We start from the raw sequence: 23,897 nt of genomic DNA on the forward strand, positions 1-23,897 counted from the left end.
ATAGAGCGCAACAGACATGAAGCAGGAATAGATCGACTTACTTCATGTCCCTTAATTCACCAGCGGCCGTAAGAACGTCATTGTGTGCCTGCTGTATCACTACCTCGGACAGATCCGAGGCCGTGCCGGCGTTGATTGACTCCCTCACTTGCCCGAACAACGCAGGAATTTTCTGTTCCTGTTTCACGCTACTCAGCGTCAGATAGTGCAAGGGATCCTGCGCCTGCCTTGCCTCACGATACTGGGCAGCTTTCTTCGCTCCCCAGAGCGCAAAACCCGCCCATGCCGCCACACTGCCCACAACAGGGTTCACCGCCACACCCGCCAACTGAAGCGCATTAGTGGCAAACGAAAGCCCTCCCAAAGCGACCTGACCACTATCGACGGTGAGCCGTGTCAGGCTAGGGGCCACCTCATTCAGTACACGATGATCGGTAGAATGCGCCTTTTTCGCCTGCACCTCCCCCCTATTCAGGAGACTTTTGTGCAGATCCCTTGCTCCATCCTGGAAGACGAGGCCCGAGAAGACGGCATCCCTCACCAACCCCCACCACCGCCCACCAGGATCACTCCGATTGACTGGATCACCAGCACAATAGCCATATGCGTTGAGCCCCCCTCTGCCGAATGGGCTGTGGCGATCCGGTGACAGGAAGCGCAATGCGGTTGGCGAATAGCAGCGGTAGCCGTTGCCCAGCTGATAGGTGCCCATAGGTCTTTCGCAGAGCTGCCCGCAGAAGCCGAGAGTCGGGCCTTCTGCAAATGCAGCGGCACCGTATGGCGTATACGCCCTGGAGTAGGAACTCCCCCCGAAAGATGATCGCTGGTGATCGAGCATCGGCAAGTGCAGGCTCATGAACAATCCCTCCACAGGAGCATGATTCATGAGCAGAACGTTAACCAATGCTGGCAGTGGCCGAAACTGGCAAAACTATCAGGCCCCAGCTGCACCGTTGCTGTGCCGCATGCACCAGCACAAGGCAGATTAGCCTTCAAAACCCTCGAAAAATGGCCGGAACACCGCATTTCAGGGCCTGCAAGACCTGGCACGCTCCCTGCTTTGTATCCAGTACCTCCAGTTTTGGGGACCTCGGTACAGGCAGGCCGGGATATCCCCTCTTTTATTCATGCAGCCTCACCTGCACCCGCCAACGTCCCGCCTCCTGCGCTCCGGCCCATTCGCCGCGAAGGGGGCGCGCAGCGACCAGCGTCAACAGCAAGCCTTCCTCGCTCTTCTGCAAACGCCAGCCCACCGGCTTGCCCTGCAACATCAACTGGCCCCGCGCGGCCTTGCCCTCGGCCTGGAACACCACGGCCACGGTACCCTCGACAGTCTCGCCATGCAGTTGCGGCTCTTCGTTGAACCACAGGTCCAGCCCGCCCTGCACCACCTCGACCTGCTCCAGCACCCGCTCCTCGGGCGCGGTCAGCCGGCCGATCATCAGGCCCACGAGCATGCCGAAGATCGCCAGCGACAGCAGCACCCGCGGCCAGGCCTTCGAACGCGGGTCGGGTTCGGGGGTAGAATGCTCGTCATCTTCACGCTTGGAGCCGTGCATGTTTCACGTCATCCTTTTTCAACCAGAAATTCCGCCGAATACCGGCAACATCATCCGCCTGTGCGCCAACAGCGGCTGCGCCCTGCACCTGATCGAGCCCATCAGCTTCGAACTGGACGACAAACGCCTGCGCCGCGCGGGGCTGGATTACCACGAGTATGCCACGCTACAGCGCCACCAAAGCCTGGCCGAATGCCTGGAAAGCCTGAATCAGCCTCGGCTGTTCGCGTTCACCACCAAAGGCTCGCACCCGTTCCATGAGGTCGAGTACCAGCCCGGTGACGCCTTCCTGTTCGGCCCCGAAAGCCGTGGCCTGCCGGCCGAGGTGCTGGACAGCCTGCCTGCCGAACAACGCCTGCGCCTGCCGATGCGGCCGGGGTGCCGGAGCTTGAACCTGTCCAATACCGTGGCCGTAACGGTGTACGAGGCGTGGCGCCAGCAGGGGTTTGCCGGAAGCTGATGTGCTCGCCGCTCGGGCCCTATCCCCAGCAAGAGACATGAAAAAGGCGACCTCGAAGGTCGCCTTTTTCTTTACCGGCAGAAATTACTGCACGGTCGGCACTTCACCGGCTTCCTGCATGCGCTGCATCTCTTGCGCGTACAGGGCGTCGAAGTTGACCGGCGACAGCATCAGCGCCGGGAACGAGCCACGGGTCACCAGGCTGTCCAGGGTCTCGCGGGCGTACGGGAACAGGATGTTCGGGCAGAACGCGCCGAGGGTGTGGCTCATCGAGGACGCGTCCAGGTTGGCGATCAGGAAGATACCAGCCTGTTGCACTTCGGCGATGAACGCCACTTCGTCACCGTTCTTGACGGTCACCGACAGGGTCAGCACCACTTCGTGGAAGTCGCCTTCCAGGGCTTTCTGACGGGTGTTCAGGTCCAGCGATACGCTCGGCTCCCACTGCTGGCGGAAGATCTGCGGGCTTTTCGGAGCCTCGAACGACAGATCGCGCACGTAGATGCGCTGCAGGGAGAATTGTGGTGCGGTTTCTTCAGCACCAGCGCCGTTGTTCTGTTGGTCAGTCATGGCAGATCCTTTTCCTAATGTTCTTGAATGCAGTGCGAATCAGGCCGCCAGCAGCGCGTCGAGCTTGCCCGCGCGCTCCAGGGCATAGAGGTCATCGCATCCACCGACATGCGTGCTGCCGATCCAGATCTGCGGCACCGAGGTACGGCCGGCCTTCTGGCTCATTTCGGCGCGAACCTGGGGTTTGCCGTCGACCTTGATCTCCTCGAACGCCACGCCCTTGCTCTCGAGCAGGTACTTGGCGCGCATGCAGTAGGGGCAGTAGTCGCTGGAATAGACGATGACGGGCTTCATATCACTTCACCAGGGGCAGGTTATCGGCTTTCCAGCTGGAAACGCCACCGCTGAGCTTGGCGGCGGTGTAACCAGCCTTGAGCAGTTCGCGGCACAGGGTACCGGACTGCTGGCCCATCGCGTCGACGACGATCAGGGTCTTGTCTTTGTGCTTTTCCAGCTCGGTCATGCGGCCGGCCACTTTGTCCTGCGGCATGCTCAGCGCGCCGACGATATGCCCGGCCGAGTATTCCTTGGCAGTGCGGATATCGATCACCACGGCCTTGTCGGCGTTGACCAGGGCAGTCAGCTGGCCGTTGCTCAGGCTCTGGCCGCCACGGCGGACTTCATTGACCAGCAGCAGGACCAGCAGGACGACGAAAATGGCCACCAGGATGAAGTGATCTGTCGCGAATTGAATCAGGTGAGCAACCATCAGGGGTGTTCCAGGCGATTGAAAATGGCGGCCAGTATACACAGCCCCCCATGACCGCCAAAGCCCACCGGGCTGGCGGCAAACGCGCCTTCATGTTGCATGCCTGACCGCGCTGGTCGGGCAATGGGAGGAATATTCGCCGTCGCTGGCGGATTTGCCCTAAAATGCGTGTCTTTATCATCTTTGAACAACCGTGAGTTTGATTGATGACGAGTACGCCTAAACCTCTGGTCCTGATCATCCTGGATGGCTTCGGTCACAGCGAAAGCCCCGAATACAACGCCATCTTTGCTGCCAACACGCCGGTCTACGACCGCCTGCGCGCCACCCAGCCGCACGGTCTGATCTCCGGCTCCGGCATGGACGTGGGGCTGCCCGACGGGCAGATGGGCAACTCGGAAGTCGGTCACATGAACCTCGGCGCCGGCCGCGTGGTGTACCAGGACTTCACCCGGGTGACCAAGGCCATCCGTGACGGCGAGTTCTTCGAAAACCCGGTGCTCGTCGGTGCCGTGGAAAAAGCCGCCAGCGCCGGCAAGGCCGTGCATATCCTCGGCCTGCTCTCCGACGGCGGCGTACACAGCCACCAGGACCACCTGATCGCCATGGCCGAACTGGCCGCGCAGCGTGGTGCCGAGAAGATCTACCTGCATGCCTTCCTCGATGGCCGCGACACACCGCCGCGCAGCGCGCAGTCGTCCATCGAGCTGCTCGACGCCACCTTCGCCAAACTCGGCAAGGGCCGCATCGCCAGCCTGATCGGCCGCTACTACGCGATGGATCGCGACAACCGCTGGGACCGCGTCAGCGCCGCCTACAACCTGATCGTCGACAGCGCCGCCGAATACACCGCAGCGACCGCCGTGGCCGGCCTTGAAGCCGCCTATGCCCGCGACGAGAGCGACGAGTTCGTCAAGGCCACGCGCATTGGCGAGGCGGTCAAGGTCGAAGACGGCGACGCGGTGATCTTCATGAACTTCCGAGCCGACCGCGCCCGCGAGCTGTCCCGCGTGTTCGTCGAGCCCGATTTCAACGAATTCCCGCGCGCGCGCCTGCCCAAGCTGGCGGCCTACATCGGCCTGACCCAGTACTCGGCGAAGATCCCGGCCCCCGCGGCTTTCGCCCCGGCCAGCCTGCACAACGTGCTCGGCGAGTACCTGGCGAAGAACGGCAAGACCCAGCTGCGCATCGCCGAAACCGAGAAGTACGCCCACGTCACGTTCTTCTTCTCGGGCGGGCGCGAAGAGCCGTTCGAAGGCGAAGAGCGCATCCTGATCCCGTCGCCGAAGGTCGCCACCTACGACCTGCAGCCGGAAATGAGCGCCCCTGAGGTCACCGACCGTATCGTCGAGGCCATCGAGCAGCAACGTTATGACGTGATCGTGGTCAACTACGCCAACGGCGACATGGTCGGCCACACCGGTGTGTTCGATGCCGCGGTCAAGGCCGTGGAGGCGCTGGACGGCTGCGTCGGCCGCATCGTCGAGGCGCTGGACAAGGTCGGCGGCGAAGCCCTGATCACCGCCGACCACGGCAACGTCGAGCAGATGGAAGACGAATGCACAGGCCAGGCGCACACCGCCCACACCACCGAGCCGGTGCCGTTCATCTACGTCGGCAAGCGCCACGTGAAAGTCCGTGACGGCGGTGTGCTGGCGGACGTGGCGCCGACCATGCTCGAGCTGCTGGGGCTGGAAAAACCGGCGGAGATGACCGGTACCTCGATCCTGATCGACGCTTGATCGGTGTACTGGGGCCGCTTTGTGGCCCTTTCGCTGGCAAGCCAGCTCCCACACGTTTGAGTCAGGCACTTACTCCTGTGGGAGCCGGCTTGCCGGCGAAAAGGGCTGCACAGCAGCCCCAATACACATGAATTCCAGACCAACGCCCCGCCGCACACGCCGCTGGGCGTTTTTTTTGCACGCCTGCGCGGGCATACTAGGCCAGTCTCCATCCCTGGTACGCCCAACCCCATGCTCCGCGCCCTGTTCCTACTCGCCCTGTCATGTCTGCTTGCCCCGGCCTTCGCTGCCGATGAGCGCGCGCAGACCCAACAACAGCTGGACGCCACCCGCCAGGACATCGCCGAGCTGAAAAAGATGCTGGGCAAGCTCCAGGAGGAAAAGTCCGGCGTGCAGAAAGACCTCAAGGCCACCGAGACCGATATCGGCAACCTCGAAAAACAGGTGGAGGCACTGCAGCAAGAACTAAAAAAGACCGAGGGCGAGCTGGAGCGCCTTGACCACGAGAAAAAAAAACTCCAGAGCGCCCGCGTTGAACAACAACGCCTGATTGCCATCCAGGCCCGTTCCGCGTACCAGAACAATGGTCGCGAGGAATACCTCAAGCTGCTGCTGAACCAGCAGAATCCCGAGAAATTCGCCCGTACCCTCACCTATTACGACTATCTCAGCAAAGCGCGCATGGACCAGTTGCGCACCTTCAACGAGACCTTGCGCCAGTTGGCCAACGTCGAGCAGGACATCGCCGGCCACCAGCAACAGTTGCTGGCACAACGTGCCGAGCTCGACACTCAGCGCCAGGCCCTCGTCGCCGAACGCGACAAGCGCCAGCAGGTGCTGGCCAAGCTCAGCAGCGACATGAAGGAGCGCGACCAGAAACTGCAGAGCCGCGAGCAGGACCAGGCCGACCTGGGCAAGGTGCTCAAGACCATCGAGGAAACCCTCGCCCGCCAGGCGCGCGAGGCCGAGGAGGCCCGCCAGCGCGCCCTGCTGGCCAAGCAGGAAGAAGAGCAGCGCCGGAAGGCGCAGGCCTTGGCCGCCGAGGCCCGCAGCCGGGAACCCGAGGAAATCCCGAAGAAGGCCCGGACAACCCTTGGCCCGGTGGTGTCCAGCGACACAGCCAGCTACGGCGGCGCATTTTCTTCCGCTCGGGGAAAACTTCCATGGCCGGTCAACGGTCGATTGCTGGCACGCTTCGGTGATACCCGCGGCGGTGACGCGCGGGCCAAGTGGGACGGGGTAATAATAAGCGCCAGTGCCGGGACCCAGGTGCGCGCCGTGCACGGCGGGCGGGTGGTGTTCGCCGACTGGTTGCGCGGTGCTGGACTTCTGGTCATTCTCGACCATGGCAATGGCTACCTGAGCTTGTACGGCCACAACCAGAGCCTGCTCAAGAACGCCGGCGACATCGTCAAGGCCGGCGAAGCCATCTCCACTGTCGGCGACAGTGGCGGCCAGGACAGCGCCGGCCTGTACTTCGCGATTCGCCAGCAGGGCCAGCCCACCGACCCCGCGCAATGGTGCCGAGGCTAGATAATGCTACTTTTACGGCGCCGCCCACGAAACGGCGGCGCCGATGCTCCCAGCAGGAGCACCAACAGGATCAGGAGTTCGTTCGACATGCTGCACTCGCCTCGCCTCACCCAGCTGGCCCTGACCATCGCCCTGGTCATCGGCGCGCCCTTGGCCATTGCCGCCGAACCGGCCAAGCCAGTGGCCAGGCAGGCCGCGGTGCCGGCCACCGAGGTGACCGCCAAGGCGCCGCTGCCGCTGGAGGAGCTGCGCACCTTCGCAGAGGTCATGGACCGCATCAAGGCGGCCTATGTCGAACCGGTCGACGACAAGACCCTGCTGGAAAACGCCATCAAAGGCATGCTCAGCAACCTCGACCCGCACTCGGCCTACCTTGGCCCCGAAGACTTCCAGGAGCTGCAGGAAAGCACCAGCGGCGAGTTCGGCGGCCTGGGGATAGAGGTCGGCATGGAGGACGGCTTCGTCAAGGTGGTCTCCCCCATCGACGACACTCCGGCCTCCCGCGCCGGCATCGAGGCCGGTGACCTGATCGTCAAGATCAATGGCGCGCCAACCCGCGGTCAGACCATGACCGAGGCCGTGGACAAGATGCGCGGCAAGATTGGCGAGAAAATCACCCTCACACTGGTGCGCGACGGCGGCACGCCGTTCGACGTGACGCTGGCCCGCGCGGTGATCCAGGTCAAGAGCGTCAAGAGCCAGCTGCTGGAGAACGACTACGGCTACATCCGCATCACCCAGTTCCAGGTCAAGACTGGCGACGAGGTGGGCAAGGCCCTGGCCAAGCTGCGCAAGGACAACGGCAAGAAGCTGCGCGGCGTGGTTCTCGACCTGCGCAACAACCCCGGCGGCGTGCTGCAGTCGGCGGTGGAAGTGGCCGACCACTTCCTCACCAAAGGCCTGATCGTCTACACCAAGGGCCGCATCGCCAACTCCGAGCTGCGCTACTCCGCCGACCCGGCCGATGCCAGCGAAGGCGTGCCACTGGTGGTGTTGATCAACGGCGGCAGCGCCTCGGCCTCGGAGATCGTCGCCGGCGCCCTGCAGGACCAGAAGCGTGCCGTGCTGATGGGCACCGACAGCTTCGGCAAGGGCTCGGTACAGACCGTGCTGCCATTGGCCAACGACCGTGCGCTGAAGCTCACCACCGCGCTGTACTTCACCCCCAATGGCCGGTCGATCCAGGCCCAGGGCATCGTCCCGGACATCGAAGTGCGCCCGGCCAAGCTCACCGCCGAAGCCGACAACGACAACTTCAAGGAAGCCGACCTGCAAGGCCACCTGGGCAACGGCAACGGCGGCGCCGACCGACCGACCGGCAGCGCCAAGCGCAAGGATCGCCCGCAGGACAACGACTTCCAGCTCAGCCAGGCACTCAGCCTGCTCAAAGGTCTGAACATCACCAAGGGTGACTGAAGCCCCCCATGCGTTATCTGCTGTCCCTGCTGTTCTGCCTGCTGGCAGTCGTCGCGCACGCGGCGCCCGCCGGCAAGGCCTACATGAGCATCATCATCGACGACCTCGGCCAAAGCAGCGAGCGCGACAGCCGCACGCTCGCCCTGCCCGGCCCTGTGACCATGGCGATCATGCCCGACACCCCGCATGCCACCGACTTCGCCCGCCAGGCCCACAAGGCCGGACGCACGGTGATCCTGCACATGCCCATGGACCCGGCTGCCGGGCCTTACGCCTGGCACCCGGGCATCGCCATCGAAGAGCTGGCCCGGCGCCTGGATGCCGCCCTGGCCAAAGTGCCCTACGCCGCCGGCATCAACAACCACATGGGTAGCCGCATGACCGCCCAGCGCGAGCCCATGACCTGGTTGATGGGTGAGCTGCAACGCCGCCATCTGTTCTTCGTCGACAGCCGCACCAGTGCGGCGACGGTGGCGGCGGCAGAGGCGCAGGCTACCGGCCTGGCCCATGTCTCCCGGGATGTGTTCCTTGATGACGTGCGCACCGTCGAGGCAATCAACACGCAGCTGCAGCAAGGTATTGCCCTGGCCCGCCGACAGGGCTCGGCGGTACTGATCGGCCATCCCTACCCGCAGACCCTGGAGGTACTGCAAAGGGAAATACCCCAGCTGACGCGACAGGGCATAGAGCTGATCGGTTTGCACCAGATGATTGGCGAACGTGGCAACCAGGCCATGCCCGCCCATGGCCGGCAGGGCCGCTACAGTAATCGCTGAAACCGTCAGGTCCTGGGCGTGCTTGTGCTGGCAAGCATGCGCTCAACTTCCTGGGTAACTGGAGCGAAAGGCAGTTCGCGCCAGGCTAACTTAAGTACCGCTTTCTCCTGTTCGCGACCGGCCAAATTAGAGCCGGCAATTCGACAAGGAGAATTCAATGCCCATACTCCCCCTCCATTGGCCTGCCGTGCTCATGGCCGGTCTTTCCCTCCAGGCGCTCGCCAGCCAGCCCGTTATCCCATCGACCACACCCGAGACGCTCAATAACGCCCAAGGCGAGAATGCGCGCTGGAGCGGAATCGGGCGGCTGTCCTTGCCCGATAGCACGCAGTGCATCGGTACGCTTGTCGACAGCCGTGATCCTTCGACGCCGTCGAGCGGTCCGGCATATGTCATCACCAGCGGACACTGTGTCGACCAACGTAACGGCACTATCGTCCAGGACAAGGCACTGGACGGCTCGATCAGCTTCAACTACTTCGTGGACACCGCTGCAAAGCGCAAGACCTTTCCATTCAAGCGCATTGTCTGGAGCAGCATGCAAGGTAGCGACCTGGCCCTGATCGAACTCGACGCCCGCCTGCAGCAGGTCATGGCCGAGGGCATCCAGCCTCTACGTCTCGGCCCAAGCCCGGCAACAGGCAGCCACGTGCAGGTGATCGGCGAACCCAGTCGTCCCGACCAAGGGCTACGCCTGAGTAGCTGCACGGAACAGGCTGTCGAGGTTGTCATCGAGTATCCCTGGGTATGGCGCAATGCCCGGAGCAATGACTGCCCAGGCATGCACGAGGGTGCCTCGGGCAGCCCAGTGATCGACAGCAGCAATGGCCAGGTTGTCAGCGTAGTGAACAGTGGCCGCCAGAATAGATCAGACAGCCTACCGTGCAGCCTGCACAACCCCTGCGCTGACCATCAGGACGATCAGCTGGGTAATGGGCCCGTCAATTTCGCCATGCCGGTGGAGCGAGTAAAGGCATGCTTTCGCGCAGGACAGGTCGATCTGGAACAGCAAAACTGCGACCTGCTGCCCGGGTTCGAACTCAAGCAGGACAAGCCCGGGAGCCGTTGGCGCAGGCTAGCGACGAACGATGACGGGACTACGCTTTCCCCCACATGGGGCGTGGGCTTCACCATCGACACTCGCTACTACCGCTACAAGCCGACGCAGGATGCGCGGGCCTGTGAAGATCCTGTGAATTATAGTGGCGCAGTCCTATCAGGAAGCAATCGGATCGATGACCCGATCGGCACCGCACCAGGCAGGTACTTCCTATGCGTGATTGGCGTCGGGTCGCAACAGCAAAGGCCTTCACACGCATTGATGAACAACGCCTGGAGCCTGCCGATCGAAGTGCTTCCAGCGCAGGTGTCGCAGGTGAGTTACTCAAGCGAACGCACGACTGACGGGCATGTCAGGATCCAATGGCAGCACGACCAGCCCAATCTCAAACGCTACCTGATCAAGTTCGGCCCAATCGAGAAATTGGACTGCAATCTGCCAATGCGTTATCGACCACTGATGTTTGACAGCCACATCATTCTGAAATCACAACTGCCCCTCAAGTTGTGCGGCATTGCCGTTGATGTGGACGGCAAGAAATCGACACCACGCAGCGACATCCTGAACGCACTCGACGACTGAAACGACGAGGGCCCCGGTCTTTCGATCGGGGCCCTCGTTCATGCGCGGTCCGGATTAGCTGTACACACGCCCCAGCAGCTGGCGGTGGCTTTCGAACTGATCCAGCACGTCACGCACGATCTGCTCACGGGTGAAGCCCATCAGGTCGTACTCCTGGCTGCCGTCGTGCAGGTAGACCTCGGCGCGGTAGAAGCGCTGCTGCACTTCCGGCTCCCCTTCGACCGGCGCCTCGCTCGGCGCGGCCAGGTAGCCATCCAGGCTGGCTTCGTAGACGAAGGGATTACCCTCTTCCATCATCACTCGCAGGCCCATCATGTTGCGCGACTGACCTACCCGGGTCTCGACCTCGAAGCCCAGGGTACGCAGCTGCTCGGCGGCCTCTTTCAGCGCTGGACTGACCTGCTTGTCCATGAACCGCTGCACCACGGCCTGAGTCGGCTGCAGGTCCAGCTGACTGAGGCGCTCGCTGAAACCGCGACGGCCACGGGCGGCCAGTTCGGCGCGCTCGCTCTCGACCGCGACGTCCTGCTTCATGGCCTTCATCAGGCCGAACATGAACAGCACCAGGACCACCGAGAACGGCAGGCCGGCCAGTACCACCATGGTCTGCATGGCTTCGAAGTTACCGGCGAACAGCAGGCCGATGGTCACCAGGGTGATCACCACCGACCAGAACACCACCATCCAGTGCGGGGCGTCTTCGTCGACCTTGCCGCCTTTGCACGACAGGTTGGCCATCATCACCGCGCCGGAGTCAGCTGGAGTGAGGAACAGCACGAAGCCGACGAACACCGCCACACCGATGACGATCTTCGCCGCCGGGAAGTACTCGAGCAGCTGGTAGATCGACATCGACGGCTGTTCCAGCGCGGTCTTGCCCAGCTCCACGGCGCCCTGGTTGATCACCAGGTCCAGCGCTGTGTTGCCGAAGATCGACAGCCACGCCAGGGTGAAGCCCAGCGGGATCAGCAGCACGCCGCTGACCAGCTGGCGCACGGTCCTGCCTTTGGAGATACGGGCGATGAACATGCCGACGAACGGGCCCCAGGAGATCCACCAGGCCCAGTAGAACACGGTCCACAGGCCCAGCCAGCGCTCGGACTTGTCGTTGTCGCCTTCATAGACATAGAGGTCGAAGGTCTTCAGCACGACACCGTTGAGGTAGTCGCCGACGTTCTGCACGAAGCCGTTTAGCAGGTGCAGGGTATTGCCGGCCAGCAGCACGAAGATCAACAGGCCGCTGAACAGCAGGATGTTCAGGTTGGACAGGCGGCGGATGCCGTTCTCCACGCCCGACACCGCGGCCACGGTGGCCACGCCGGCCATGACCAGGATCACCACCAGCAGGTTGGTCTTGCTGTGGTCCATGCCAAACAGGTATTCCAGGCCCGAGGCCACCTGCATCGAGCCGATGCCCAGGTTGGTCACCAGGCCCAACAGGGTGACGAACATGCCGAAGATGTCCACGGCATGGCCCGCGCCACCCTTGACCCAACGCTCACCGACCAGCGGGTAGAGCGCCGAGCGCAGTGCCAGCGGCTGGTTGTGACGGTAGGCGAAGTAACCCACGGCCAGGCCGACCAGGGCGTAGATCGCCCAGCCGTGCAGGCCCCAGTGCAGGAAGGTCAGTTGCAGGCCCTGGCGCGCGGCCTCGAGGCTGGCAGGCGTACCTTCCGGTGGGTTGAAGTAGTGGTCCAGTGGCTCGGAAGCGCCGAAGTACAGCAGCGAGATACCGATACCGGAGGAGAACAGCATGCCGGCCCAGGCGCCGTAGCTGAAGTCCGGGGTGTCGTCCTTGCCGCCCAGCTTGAGCTTGCCGAAGTCGGAAAATGCCAGGTAGACGACGAACAGCAGGTAACCGCAGATTACCAGCATGTAGTACCAGCCAAAGGTGCGCGTCAGCCACTTCTGGGCGACGCCAAGCACCTGGCCGGCGATATCGGGTACAGCGATCAGCAAGGCAGTCAGAACAAGGATCATCAGCGCCGAGGTGAAAAACACCACGTGGTTGACCCGTACCCGCTCGGCGGGGGGCTTTGTCAGGGAAGCAGAACTCATTGCACGAATGCTCCGGGCAGTGCGGCAGTGGAGGCTAAACAGTTATGTCCCACGCAATTGGTGCAATAGCCCTACTGCGCAAGGTGTTATAAAAGGCACCCTGGAAACCGTGATCCCGAATCGAAACGTTGCAAAAAACCAGACCGGTCGCCTGTCGCTTCTTGCGCACGCCATCGCTGGGTGCGCGCATTAGCCACAGACACCTGGCCCGCTCCAAAGGGCCGGCCGCGCGGCCTGTGGCCACTCGGCAGAATCTGTCTTTCGCATCGCTCATGCCCGTCAACGCCTTGTATTCCGGGGGTTACGCGATTTCCTGGGGTGTCGATTCGTGCCCCTGTGACCGTCCCAAAAACTGTCAATGGCACAAATTGTCGCAGAGCTTATTCTTTATTGATTGAACGTTCAATCAAAACAAAATAGACTGGCCTTCGCCGAGGTAGCCGCTTGTCGTCTGCCCGCAGGCCTGAGGAGATAGCAAGATGCCCAAGGTCGGTATGCAACCCATCCGCCGCCAGCAGTTGATCGAAGCCACCTTGCAGGCGGTCGATCAGGTCGGACTGGGAGATGCCAGCATTGCGCTGATTGCCCGTTTGGCCGGCGTGTCGAACGGCATCATCAGTCACTACTTTCAGGACAAGAACGGCCTGATCGCAGCGACGATGCGCTACATCATGAGCATGCTCAACGAGGGTGTGATCGCGCGTCGTCAGGCCCTCACGGACGACAGCCCGCGTGCCCACCTGAAGGTGATCATCGAAGGCAACTTCGATGCGAGCCAGGTGAATGGCCCGGCAATGAAAACCTGGCTGGCCTTCTGGGCCTCCAGCATGCACCAGCCGTCTTTGCACAGGTTGCAGCGGATCAACGACCACCGCCTGTACTCCAACCTGTGCTGCCAGTTCCGCCGTGTCCTGCCGCTCTACCATGCGCGCAAGGCCGCCCGCGGGCTGGCGGCCCTGATCGACGGCCTGTGGTTGCGTGGCGCCCTCTCGGGTGACGCATTCGACACCGAGCAGGCAATACGCATCGCTTACGAATACATGGATCTACAACTGGCTAAACAGCAGTCCCTGGATACAAACAACCAGGCCTCTGAACAGCCGCGCGCAGCGACCAGCCAACCGGCAGGAGCGTGACGCGGCAGCCAACCACACACTGCACTTGCGAGGACACTATGGCCCGTTTCGGAACGCAAAAACTCTACATCGATGGCGCTTACGTAGACGCTGGCAGCGATGCCACCTTCGAAGCCATCAACCCGGCTACCGGCGAAGTCCTCGCCCACGTGCAGCGCGCAACTCAAGCTGACGTCGAGAAGGCCGTCGAAAGCGCCGAGCGTGGCCAGAAAGTCTGGGCCGCCATGACCGCCATGCAGCGTTCGCGCATCCTGCGCCGCGCCGTCGACATCCTGCGCGAGCGCAACGACGAGCTGGCCATGCTGGAAACCCTGGACACCGGCAAGTCGTACTCCGAGACTCGCTACGTCGACATCGTCACCGGCGCCGACGTGCTGGAATACTACGCAGGCCTGGTGCCGGCCATCGAAGGCGAGCAGATTCCGCTGCGCGAATCGTCCTTCGTCTACACCCGCCGCGAGCCGCTGGGCGTGACCGTTGGTATCGGCGCCTGGAACTACCCGATCCAGATCGCCCTGTGGAAATCCGCCCCGGCCCTGGCCGCCGGCAACGCGATGATCTTCAAGCCGTCGGAAGTCACCTCGCTGACCACCCTGAAACTGGCCGAGATCTTCACCGAAGCCGGCCTGCCGAACGGCGTGTTCAACGTGCTGACCGGCAGCGGTCGCGAAGTCGGCACCTGGCTGACCGAGCACCCGCGCATCGAGAAGGTCTCCTTCACCGGCGGCACCACCACCGGCAAGAAAGTCATGGCCAGCGCCTCGAGCTCGTCGCTCAAGGAAGTCACCATGGAACTGGGCGGCAAGTCGCCGCTGATCATCTGCGACGACGCCGACCTGGACAAGGCCGCCGACATCGCCATGATGGCCAACTTCTACAGCTCCGGTCAGGTCTGCACCAACGGCACCCGCGTGTTCATCCCTGCCGCGATGAAAGCCGCCTTCGAAGCCAAGATCGCCGAGCGCGTCGCCCGCATCCGTGCCGGCAACCCGGAAGACGAGAACACCAACTTCGGCCCGCTGGTCAGCTTCCAGCACATGGAAAGCGTGCTGTCCTACATCGCCAAGGGTAAAGAAGAAGGCGCCCGCGTCCTGTGCGGCGGTGAGCGTCTGCTGGACGGCGACTTCGCCAAGGGCGCGTTCGTCGCCCCGACCGTGTTCACCGACTGCACCGACGACATGACCATCGTCAAGGAAGAGATCTTCGGCCCGGTGATGAGCATCCTCAGCTACGAGACCGAGGAAGAAGTCATCCGTCGCGCCAACGACACCGAATACGGCCTGGCCGCAGGTGTCTGCACCAACGACATCAGCCGCGCCCACCGCATCATCCACAAGCTCGAAGCCGGTATCTGCTGGATCAACGCCTGGGGCGAGTCGCCGGCCGAAATGCCGGTTGGCGGTTACAAGCAGTCGGGCGTCGGCCGTGAAAACGGTGTCAGCTCGCTGGCTCAATACACTCGCATCAAGTCGGTTCAGGTCGAGCTGGGCGGCTACAACTCGGTTTTCTAAACCTGGTTCCGCCACGCCCGCGCCCTTGAGCGCGGGCGTTTCCGCTCCCTGACAACTGCCAACGAGGGTACTTCAATGTCCCAAGAATTCGATTACATCATCGTCGGTGCCGGCTCCGCCGGTAACACCCTGGCCACCCGCCTGACCGAAGACGCCAGCGTCACCGTGCTGCTGCTGGAAGCCGGTGGCCCCGACTACCGCTTCGACTTCCGCACCCAGATGCCGGCCGCCCTGGCCTTCCCGCTGCAAGGTCGCCGCTACAACTGGGCCTACGAGACCGACCCGGAGCCGCACATGGACGGTCGCCGCATGGAATGTGGCCGCGGCAAGGGCCTGGGCGGTTCGTCGCTGATCAACGGCATGTGCTACATCCGCGGCAACGCCATGGACTTCGACGGCTGGGCTGAACTGCCAGGCCTCGAGGACTGGACCTACCTGGACTGCCTGCCGTACTTCCGTAAGGCCGAAACCCGCGACATCGGCCCGAACGACTACCACGGCGGCGAAGGCCCGGTCAGCGTGGCCACGCCGAAAGCCGGCAACAACCCGCTGTTCCACGCCATGGTCGAGGCCGGCGTGCAAGCCGGCTACCCGCGCACCGAAGACCTCAACGGCTACCAGCAGGAAGGCTTCGGCCCGATGGACCGTTCGGTCACCAAGAATGGTCGTCGTTCCAGCACCGCCCGTGGCTACCTGGACCAGGCCAAGAAGCGTCCGAACCTGACCATCGTCACCCACGCCCTGAGCGACCGCGTGCTGTTCGACAACAAGCGCGCTGTTGGCGTGACTTACCTGGTCGGTGACAGCGAAGAGCGCGTCGAAGCGCGCGCCCGCAAGGAAGTCATCGTTTCTTCCGGCGCCATCGCCTCGCCGCAACTGCTGCAGCGCTCCGGCGTCGGCCCGCGCGCCCTGCTGGAAAGCCTCGACATTCCAGTGGTCCACGACCTGCCGGGCGTCGGCGAGAACCTGCAGGACCACCTCGAGCTGTACCTGCAGTACGCCTGCACCCAGCCAGTGTCGCTGTACCCGTCGCTGCTGTGGTGGAACCAGCCGGCCATCGGTGCCGAGTGGCTGTTCAACGGCACCGGCATCGGCGCCAGCAACCAGTTCGAGGCCGGTGGTTTCATCCGCACCCGCCCTGAATTCAAGTGGCCGAACATCCAGTACCACTTCCTGCCGGTAGCGATTAACTACAACGGCTCGAACGGTGTGAAAGAGCACGGCTTCCAGGCACACATGGGCTCCATGCGCTCGCCAGCCCGTGGTCGCATCCAGGCCAAGTCGAAAGACCCGCGCCAGCACCCGAGCATCCTGTTCAACTACATGTCCACCGAGCAGGACTGGCAGGAATTCCGCGACGGCATCCGCCTTACCCGCGAAATCATGGCCCAGCCGGCGCTGGACCCGTACCGCGGCCGTGAGATCAGCCCGGGCGCCCACGTGCAGACCGATGAAGAGCTGGACAAATTCATCCGCGAGCACGCCGAAACCGCCTTCCACCCGTCCTGCTCGTGCAAGATGGGCACCGACGACATGGCCGTAGTCGATGGCGAGGGTCGCGTGCACGGCATGCAGGGCCTGCGCGTCGTCGATGCGTCGATCATGCCGCTGATCATCACCGGCAACCTCAACGCCACCACGATCATGATCGCCGAGAAGATCTCGGACAAGATCCGTGGCCGCAAGCCGCTGCCGCGCAGCACCGCCAAGTACTACGTGGCGGGCGATGCACCGGTGAAGGGCAAGCCGATGCGTGAAGTGAAGCAGGCCTGACCTGCTTGGCTTCATCGCCGGCAAGCCGGCTCCCACAGCTAGCACCCCGTACTCAAGGGCTGTGACGACCCTGTGGGAGCTGGCTTGCCAGCGATGAGGCCGTAACAGGCAACACAAGAAAAGGCACCTTTCGAGGTGCCTTTTCTACATCTGCAGAAACGCTTTACAGGCTGCCAATTCATCAGGTTAGAATCGATTGGCACGCGACCTGCTAGTTCATAGTTGCACGTCCCTTTTCCCCCGCTGTCCCGGAGTACCTGCCTTTGGATGCAAGCACCATCAACAGCCTGTTCCTGATCGGCGCATTGCTGGTGGGTGCAAGTATCCTGGTCAGCTCGCTGTCATCGCGCCTGGGCATCCCCATCCTGGTCATCATCCTCGCGGTCGGCATGGTCGCTGGCGTGGACGGTGGCGGCATCATTTTCAACAACTACCCGACCGCCTACCTGGTGGGCAACCTGGCGCTCGCGGTCATCCTGCTCGACGGCGGCCTGCGCACCCGGGTGGCGAGCTTCCGCGTGGCGCTGTGGCCGGCGCTGTCGCTGGCCACGGTGGGCGTGTTGATCACCACTGGACTGACCGGCATGGTCGCCGCCTGGCTGTTCGACCTGAGCCTCATCCAGGGCCTGCTGATTGGCGCCATCGTCGGCTCCACGGACGCGGCGGCGGTGTTCTCGCTGCTCGGCGGCAAGGGCCTCAACGAACGAGTCACCGCCACCCTGGAGATCGAGTCGGGCAGCAACGACCCGATGGCGGTGTTCCTCACCGTGACCCTGATCGACATGATCGCCAGCGGCCAGACCGGCCTGCACTGGAGCCTGCTCACCCACCTGCTGCGCGAGTTCGGCATCGGCGGTCTGATAGGCCTGGGCGGCGGCTGGCTGATGCTGCAATTGGTCAACCGCATCAACCTGGCCAGCGGCCTGTACCCGATCCTGGTAGTGGCCGGCGGCCTGGTGGTGTTCTCCCTGACCAACGCCCTGCACGGCAGCGGTTTCCTCGCGGTTTACCTGTGCGGGCTGGTGCTGGGCAACAAGCCGATCCGCAGTCGCCACGGCATCCTGCACATGCTCGACGGCATGGCCTGGCTGGCCCAGATCGGCATGTTCCTGGTACTGGGCCTGCTGGTCACGCCCCACGACCTGCTGCCCATCGCCCTGCCCGCCCTGGGCCTGGCATTGTGGATGATCCTGGTCGCCCGGCCACTGTCGGTGGTCGCCGCACTGCTACCGTTCAAGGCCTTCCATGGCCGCGAGAAAGGCTTCATCAGCTGGGTCGGCCTGCGCGGCGCGGTGCCGATCATTCTGGCGGTGTTCCCGTTGATGGCCGGCCTGCCCCAGGCCCAGCTGTTCTTCAACCTGGCGTTTTTCATCGTGCTGGTGTCGCTGCTGGTGCAAGGCACCAGCCTGCCGTGGATGGCCAAGCTGCTGAAGGTCACGGTACCGCCGGACCCGGCGCCGATTTCGCGCTCCGCGCTCGAGGTACACGTCACCAGCGAATGGGAGCTGTTCGTCTACCGCCTGGGCGCCGAAAAATGGTGCATCGGCGCCGCCCTGCGCGAGCTGAAGATGCCCGAAGGCACGCGGATCGCCGCCTTGTTCCGCGGCGAGCAGCTGCTGCACCCGTCGGGCAGCACCGTGCTGGAGGTCGGCGACATGCTCTGCGTGATCGGCCACGAACATAACCTGCCGGCGCTGGGCAAGCTGTTCAGCCAGGCGCCGCAACGCGGCCTCGACCTGCGCTTCTTCGGCGATTTCGTGCTCGAAGGCGATGCCGAGCTGGGTGCGGTGGCGGCGCTTTACGGCCTGAAACTCGATGGCCTGGACGCGAAGATGCCGCTGGCGCAGTTCATCCGACAGAAGGTCGGAGGCGCTCCAGTAGTAGGCGACCAGATCGAATGGCACGGCACGATCTGGACCGTCGCGGTCATGGACGGGAACAAGATCCAGAAAGTGGGCGTCAGATTCCCCGAAGGTACCCGCCCCGGCCCCGGGCTGTTCCTCTAAACTCCGATTTGCCGCGTAACACAAGAACTCTGCCTATGTCCCTGCGTGACCATTGCCGCGCAGCCCTGCTGGGGCTGTGCCTGACCCTCTCGTTCGCCGCTGGCGCGGTGGAAATCCCGACCACTCCGGGCATCCAGAGCAGCCTGAGCAAGATCGCCGAGCGCAAACTGCCGGAAACCGAGCAGAAAGCCGTGCAGCAGGTGCTGGAGCAGACACTGGCGCTGCTCAACGCCCGCGACGACAGCGAAAAGAAGCTCGAAGCCCTCAAGCAGCAGTTGGCCAATGCCCCCCAGGAGATCCGCGACAGCCAGCGCGAACTGATCAAGCTCAAAGCCTCCAGCGTCGTGCCGGTGGCGCAGCGCTACGCCAGCCTGACGGTGCCGCAGCTCGAACAAATGCTCAGCGAGCGCAGCACTCAGCAGGGCGACCTGCAGAAGGCGCTGTCCGAAGCCAACAGCCTGATCATCAACTCCCAGACCCGCCCGGAGCGCGCCCAGGCCGAGATCAGCGGCAACCAGATGCGTGCCCAGCAGATCAACAACAGCCTCAAGAGCGGCAAGGACAACGGCAAGTCGATCAATGCCGACCAGCGCAACCAGCTCAACGCCGAGCTGGCCTCGCTCAACGCCCTGACCCTGCTGCGCCGCCAGGAACTGGCCGGCAACAGCGTGCTGCAGGACCTGGGCAACGCCCGCCACGACCTGCTGATCGAACGCGCCACAAGGCTGGAACAGGAAATCCAGGACCTGCAGACGTTGATCAACGAAAAGCGCCTGGCGCAGTCGCAACAGGCCGTCACCCGCCAGTCGATCGAGGCGCAGAAGGCCGGCGGCAGCAACCTGCTGGCCACCGAGAGCACCGCCAACCTGCAGTTGTCCGATTACCTGCTGCGCAGCACCGACCGCCTCAACGAGGTGACCCAGCAGAACCTGCGCACCAAGCAGCAGCTCGACAGCCTCACCCAGGCCGACCAGGCCCTCGACGAGCAGATCAACGTACTCAAGGGCAGCTTGCTGCTGTCGAAGATCCTGTACAAGCAGAAGCAGGCCCTGCCGCACCTGAAGCTCGACCGCAACCTGGCCGACCAGATCGCCGATATCCGCCTGTACCAGTTCGAGATCAACCAGGAACGCGAACAGATGAGCAGCCCGTCCGCTTACGTGGACAAGCTGCTGGCCAGCCAGCCCGAGGAAGACGTCACCCCGCAGCTGCGCAAGGCCCTGCTGGAAGTGGCGATCACCCGCGGCGACCTGCTCGAGCGGTTGAACCGCGAGCTGTCGGCGCTGCTCAACGAATGCATCACCCTGCAACTGAACCAGAAACAACTGCTGAGCACTGCCCAGAACCTGCGCACCACGCTGGAAGAGCAGATGTTCTGGATCCCCAGCAACAAGCCGCTGGACTGGCAGTGGCTGCGCCAAGTGCCCGAGGGCCTGGCCTACCAGGTGGCCAGCCTGCCCTGGGGCGCGGGTATCAAGGAGCTGGGCGACGGCCTGGTGCAGCAGCCACTGCTGTTCCTGCCGCTGATCCTGGTGATCGGCGCCCTGCTGTGGCGGCGCAAGGCCCTGTACCGGCGCCTGGGCAAGGTCCACCAGGACATCGGCCACTTCAAGCGCGACAGCCAGTGGCACACGCCCCAGGCGATCCTGATCAACATCCTGCTGGCACTGCCGGTGGCCCTGGCGCTTACTCTCGGTAGCTACGCCCTGCAGCTTGATGCCCGCGGACAGAACGCCAACCTTGGCGCCGCGTTGTGGCAGATCGCCCAGGCCTGGCTGGTGTTCTACACCGCCTACCGCATCCTTGCCCCGGGCGGCGTCGCCGAAATTCACTTCCGCTGGCACAAGCCCCAGGTCGAGTTCCTGCGGGGTTGGGTACGTCGCCTCGGTACCGTGGTACTGGCACTGGTGGGCGTGGTGGCGGTGGCCGAACACCAGCCCTCGGCATTGGCCGACGACGTGCTGGGCATCGGCGTGGTGCTGACTTGCTATGCGCTGATGGCCTGGCTGCTCAGCCGACTGCTGCTGAGCAGCCCCGCGCACCAGAACACCTCGCTGTTCCGCAAAGCGGTCGGGGTGGCCTTCACCGCCCTGCCCATCGCCCTGTTCGTGGCGGTGTGCTTCGGCTACTACTACACCGCCCTCAAGCTCACCGACCGGCTGATCTACACGCTCTACCTGCTGCTGTTCTGGCTGGTGATCGAGGCCGCGTTCGTGCGTGGCCTGTCGGTGGCGGCGCGGCGCCTGGCCTACCAGCGCGCCCTGAGCAAACGCCAGGCCGCCAAGGAAGGGCTGGATGGCGAGGTGGTGGTCGAGGAGCCGACCCTGGACATCGAGCAGGTCAACCAGCAGTCGCTGCGCCTGATTCGCCTGGCCCTGCTGGGCGGTTTCATCGGCGGGTTGTACTGGGTCTGGGCGGACCTGATCACCGTGTTCGCCTACCTCAACAACATCACCCTGTACGAGTACAGCAGCGGCACCGGCGCAGCTGCCAGCATGGTACCGATCAGCCTCGGCGACCTGCTCGGCGCCATGGTCATCGCCGGTATCGCCGTGGCCCTGGCCAGCAACCTGCCAGGCCTGCTCGAAGTGCTGGTGCTGTCACGACTGAACCTGGCCCAGGGCAGCGCATACGCTATTACCACGCTGTTGTCCTATGTAATCGCCGGGGTAGGTATCGTCAGCACCCTGGCCACCCTCGGAGTCAGTTGGGACAAGCTGCAGTGGCTGGTGGCGGCATTGTCACTGGGCCTGGGCTTCGGCATGCAGGAGATCTTCGCCAACTTCATCTCCGGCATCATGATCCTGTTCGAACGCCCGGTGCGCATCGGCGACACCATCACCATCGGCAACCTGTCCGGCACGGTGAGCAAGATCCGCATCCGCGCCACCACCATTACCGACTTCGACCGCAAGGACATCATCGTCCCCAACAAGACCTTCATCACCGGCCAGCTGATCAACTGGTCGCTGACCGACACCGTCACTCGGGTGACGCTGAAGCTGGGCATCGACTACGGCTCGGACCTGGACCTGGTGCGCGACCTGCTGCTCAAGGGCGCCCACGAAAACCCGCGGGTGCTCAAGGACCCGGAGCCGCTGGTGTACTTCCTCAACTTCGGCGAAAGCTCGCTGGACCACGAGCTGCGCATGCACGTGCGCGACCTCGGCGACCGCAACCCGACGCTGGACGAGCTCAACCGCTATATCAACCGTGAGTTCAAGGCGCACAACATCAAGATCTCGGTGCGCCAGGTGGAGGTGTTCCTCATGGACGCAAAGAACGGCAAGCAGCAGTTGATCCCGATGGACAGCAAACCGGACAGCACGCCGCCGAGCTGAGTGGACTGCGACAGGCATGCCCTCCAGAATGCAGGCGAGGGCTTTGCCCTCGATCGCCGGCAAGCCGGCTCCCACAAGATGGCATGCCTTGCCCTGTGGGAGCCGGCTCGCCGGCGAAAGGGCCGCACAGCGGCCCCAATGGTACCGAATTCAGGAGCAGGCCCCGTGAAGTCCCTCGACCAACTCACCTTCGACAACCGCTTCGCCCAACTCGGCGATGCCTTCTCCACCCAGGTCCTGCCCGACCCGATCGCCGACCCACGCCTTGTCGTTGCCAGCAAATCGGCGATGGCCCTGCTCGACCTAGACCCCGCCCAGGCCGAACTGCCGGTGTTCGCCGAGCTGTTCAGCGGCCACAAGCTCTGGGAAGAAGCAGACCCGCGCGCGATGGTCTATTCCGGCCACCAGTTCGGCTCCTACAACCCGCGCCTGGGGGATGGCCGTGGCCTGCTGCTGGGCGAGATCCTCAACGAGGCCGGCGAACACTGGGACCTGCACCTCAAGGGCGCCGGCCAGACGCCCTACTCACGCATGGGTGATGGCCGTGCCGTACTGCGCTCGTCGATTCGCGAGTTCCTTGCCTCCGAAGCCCTGAGCGCCCTGGGCATCCCCAGCAGCCGGGCGCTGTGCGTGATCGGCTCGAGCACCGCAGTGTGGCGGGAAACCCGCGAAAGCGCCGCGATGCTGCTGCGCCTGGCACAGAGCCATGTGCGCTTCGGCCATTTCGAGTATTTCTACTACACGAAACAGCCCGAGCAGCAGCGTGTGCTCATCGACCATGTGCTGGAGCAGCACTATCCCGAATGCCGCAGCGCCGAGCAGCCCTACCTGGCCATGTTCCGCACCATTGTCGAGCGCAATGCCGAGCTGATCGCTCGCTGGCAGGCCTACGGCTTCTGTCACGGGGTGATGAACACCGACAACATGTCGATCCTCGGCATCACCTTCGACTTCGGCCCCTACGCCTTCCTCGACGACTTCGACGCCAACTTCATCTGCAACCACTCCGACGACCGCGGCCGCTACAGCTACGCCAACCAAGTGCCAATCGCCCATTGGAACCTCAGCGCCCTGGCCCAGGCCCTGACCACAGTGATCGAGGTCGAGCCGCTGAAGGAGACGCTGGCGCTGTTCCTGCCGCTGTACCAGGCCCACTATCTGGACCTGATGCGCCGCCGCCTGGGCCTGACCACCGCCGAGGACGACGACATGGCCCTGGTCGAACGCCTGCTGCAACGCATGCAGAGCGGCGGTGTGGACTACACGCTGTTCTTCCGCCGCCTGGGCGAGCAACCGGTGGCCGAGGCCCTGCAAATGGTGCGCGACGATTTCGTCGACCTGGCCGGTTTCGATGCCTGGGGTGCGGACTACCTGGCACGCTGCGAGCGTGAGCCGGGTAATGCCGAAGGTCGCCGTGAGCGGATGCATGCGGTCAACCCGCTGTACATACTGCGCAATTATCTGGCGCAGAAGGCTATCGAAGCGGCAGAGGCCGCTGACTACAGTGAAGTGCGTCGGCTGCATCAGGTGCTGAGCAAACCGTTCGAGGAACAGCCCGGGATGCAAGCGTATGCCGGGCGACCGCCGGAGTGGGGCAAGCACCTGGAGATCAGCTGTTCGTCCTGATTTCCATTCCTGCGCGTGAAACTCTGCGACGGCTTCCCC

Annotated in this window: 18 protein-coding genes; 12 read left to right on the forward strand and 6 right to left on the reverse strand. The window is 63.6% G+C overall.

The genetic code is table 11. The annotated features are described in order from the left end of the window. Nucleotides 1-37 precede the first annotated feature (37 nt). Nucleotides 38-856 (reverse strand): RHS repeat-associated core domain-containing protein, encoded by an 819-nt coding sequence (locus tag ACVWY1_RS14970; protein ID WP_277502227.1) that lies wholly within the window; start codon nucleotides 854-856, stop codon nucleotides 38-40. A gap of 265 nt (nucleotides 857-1,121) precedes the next feature. After that, nucleotides 1,122-1,559: a hypothetical protein gene (locus ACVWY1_RS14975; protein ID WP_102681751.1), complete on the reverse strand. Its 438-nt coding sequence runs from the start codon at nucleotides 1,557-1,559 to the stop codon at nucleotides 1,122-1,124. Here ACVWY1_RS14975 and trmL point away from each other — a divergent pair. Further along, on the forward strand, nucleotides 1,558-2,019 hold the full coding sequence (gene trmL, locus ACVWY1_RS14980; protein WP_031314454.1) for a tRNA (uridine(34)/cytosine(34)/5-carboxymethylaminomethyluridine(34)-2'-O)-methyltransferase TrmL: 462 nt from the start codon (nucleotides 1,558-1,560) through the stop codon (nucleotides 2,017-2,019). The two genes, ACVWY1_RS14975 and trmL, sit on opposite strands and share 2 nt — an antisense overlap. An 84-nt stretch (nucleotides 2,020-2,103) precedes the next feature. On the opposite strand, the gene secB is transcribed toward trmL, so the two are convergent. From secB to ACVWY1_RS14995, 3 genes are read right to left on the reverse strand one after another with little or no spacing between them, the layout of a single operon-like run. Beyond that, entirely contained in the window at nucleotides 2,104-2,589 is a 486-nt protein-coding gene (secB, locus tag ACVWY1_RS14985; RefSeq protein WP_102681752.1) for a protein-export chaperone SecB, read from the reverse strand. 39 nt (nucleotides 2,590-2,628) lie between these two features. Continuing rightward, on the reverse strand, nucleotides 2,629-2,883 hold the full coding sequence (grxC, locus tag ACVWY1_RS14990) for a glutaredoxin 3 (RefSeq protein ID WP_003249204.1): 255 nt from the start codon (nucleotides 2,881-2,883) through the stop codon (nucleotides 2,629-2,631). A gap of 1 nt (nucleotide 2,884) precedes the next feature. Continuing rightward, entirely contained in the window at nucleotides 2,885-3,298 is a 414-nt protein-coding gene (locus ACVWY1_RS14995; protein WP_023628822.1) for a rhodanese-like domain-containing protein, read from the reverse strand. A gap of 206 nt (nucleotides 3,299-3,504) precedes the next feature. Between ACVWY1_RS14995 and gpmI the strand changes: the two genes are divergently transcribed. The 5 genes from gpmI to ACVWY1_RS15020 all read left to right on the forward strand — a co-directional run bounded on the left by gpmI (nucleotide 3,505) and on the right by ACVWY1_RS15020 (nucleotide 10,407). Next, nucleotides 3,505-5,040: a 2,3-bisphosphoglycerate-independent phosphoglycerate mutase gene (gene gpmI, locus ACVWY1_RS15000; protein WP_277502228.1), complete on the forward strand. Its 1,536-nt coding sequence runs from the start codon at nucleotides 3,505-3,507 to the stop codon at nucleotides 5,038-5,040. Nucleotides 5,041-5,271: 231 nt separating this feature from the next. Continuing rightward, entirely contained in the window at nucleotides 5,272-6,573 is a 1,302-nt protein-coding gene (locus ACVWY1_RS15005; RefSeq protein WP_457378454.1) for a murein hydrolase activator EnvC family protein, read from the forward strand. A gap of 87 nt (nucleotides 6,574-6,660) precedes the next feature. Then, nucleotides 6,661-7,989: a S41 family peptidase gene (locus ACVWY1_RS15010; protein WP_102681755.1), complete on the forward strand. Its 1,329-nt coding sequence runs from the start codon at nucleotides 6,661-6,663 to the stop codon at nucleotides 7,987-7,989. An 8-nt stretch (nucleotides 7,990-7,997) separates the two neighbouring features. Next, the gene (locus ACVWY1_RS15015; RefSeq protein ID WP_139674108.1) at nucleotides 7,998-8,765 is read left to right on the forward strand and encodes a divergent polysaccharide deacetylase family protein; all 768 of its coding nucleotides are present in this window, start codon (nucleotides 7,998-8,000) and stop codon (nucleotides 8,763-8,765) included. A 157-nt stretch (nucleotides 8,766-8,922) separates the two neighbouring features. Continuing rightward, nucleotides 8,923-10,407, forward strand: coding sequence for a trypsin-like serine peptidase (locus ACVWY1_RS15020; protein ID WP_277502229.1), 1,485 nt, complete (start codon nucleotides 8,923-8,925; stop codon nucleotides 10,405-10,407). A gap of 54 nt (nucleotides 10,408-10,461) precedes the next feature. Here ACVWY1_RS15020 and ACVWY1_RS15025 read toward each other — a convergent pair whose 3' ends face one another. Then, complete coding sequence (locus tag ACVWY1_RS15025) at nucleotides 10,462-12,465, reverse strand: BCCT family transporter (protein WP_102681758.1); 2,004 nt, start codon at nucleotides 12,463-12,465, stop codon at nucleotides 10,462-10,464. Nucleotides 12,466-12,944: 479 nt separating this feature from the next. Here ACVWY1_RS15025 and betI point away from each other — a divergent pair, with 479 nt between their 5' ends. The 6 genes from betI to selO all read left to right on the forward strand — a co-directional run bounded on the left by betI (nucleotide 12,945) and on the right by selO (nucleotide 23,858). Continuing rightward, complete coding sequence (gene betI / locus ACVWY1_RS15030) at nucleotides 12,945-13,601, forward strand: transcriptional regulator BetI (RefSeq protein ID WP_277502230.1); 657 nt, start codon at nucleotides 12,945-12,947, stop codon at nucleotides 13,599-13,601. A gap of 38 nt (nucleotides 13,602-13,639) precedes the next feature. Next, complete coding sequence (gene betB / locus ACVWY1_RS15035) at nucleotides 13,640-15,112, forward strand: betaine-aldehyde dehydrogenase (RefSeq protein ID WP_046853877.1); 1,473 nt, start codon at nucleotides 13,640-13,642, stop codon at nucleotides 15,110-15,112. 75 nt (nucleotides 15,113-15,187) lie between these two features. After that, the gene (betA, locus tag ACVWY1_RS15040; RefSeq protein ID WP_102681761.1) at nucleotides 15,188-16,885 is read left to right on the forward strand and encodes a choline dehydrogenase; all 1,698 of its coding nucleotides are present in this window, start codon (nucleotides 15,188-15,190) and stop codon (nucleotides 16,883-16,885) included. 263 nt (nucleotides 16,886-17,148) lie between these two features. Continuing rightward, a complete protein-coding gene (locus ACVWY1_RS15045) occupies nucleotides 17,149-18,891 on the forward strand; it encodes a potassium/proton antiporter (protein WP_198754696.1) in 1,743 nt (580 codons plus the stop codon). 35 nt (nucleotides 18,892-18,926) lie between these two features. Then, on the forward strand, nucleotides 18,927-22,232 hold the full coding sequence (gene mscK, locus ACVWY1_RS15050) for a mechanosensitive channel MscK (RefSeq protein WP_139674116.1): 3,306 nt from the start codon (nucleotides 18,927-18,929) through the stop codon (nucleotides 22,230-22,232). Nucleotides 22,233-22,397: 165 nt separating this feature from the next. Beyond that, entirely contained in the window at nucleotides 22,398-23,858 is a 1,461-nt protein-coding gene (gene selO / locus ACVWY1_RS15055) for a protein adenylyltransferase SelO (protein WP_277502232.1), read from the forward strand. The last annotated feature ends 39 nt before the right edge of the window (nucleotides 23,859-23,897 follow it).

Source organism: Pseudomonas sp. TE6288 (genome assembly GCF_054062095.1).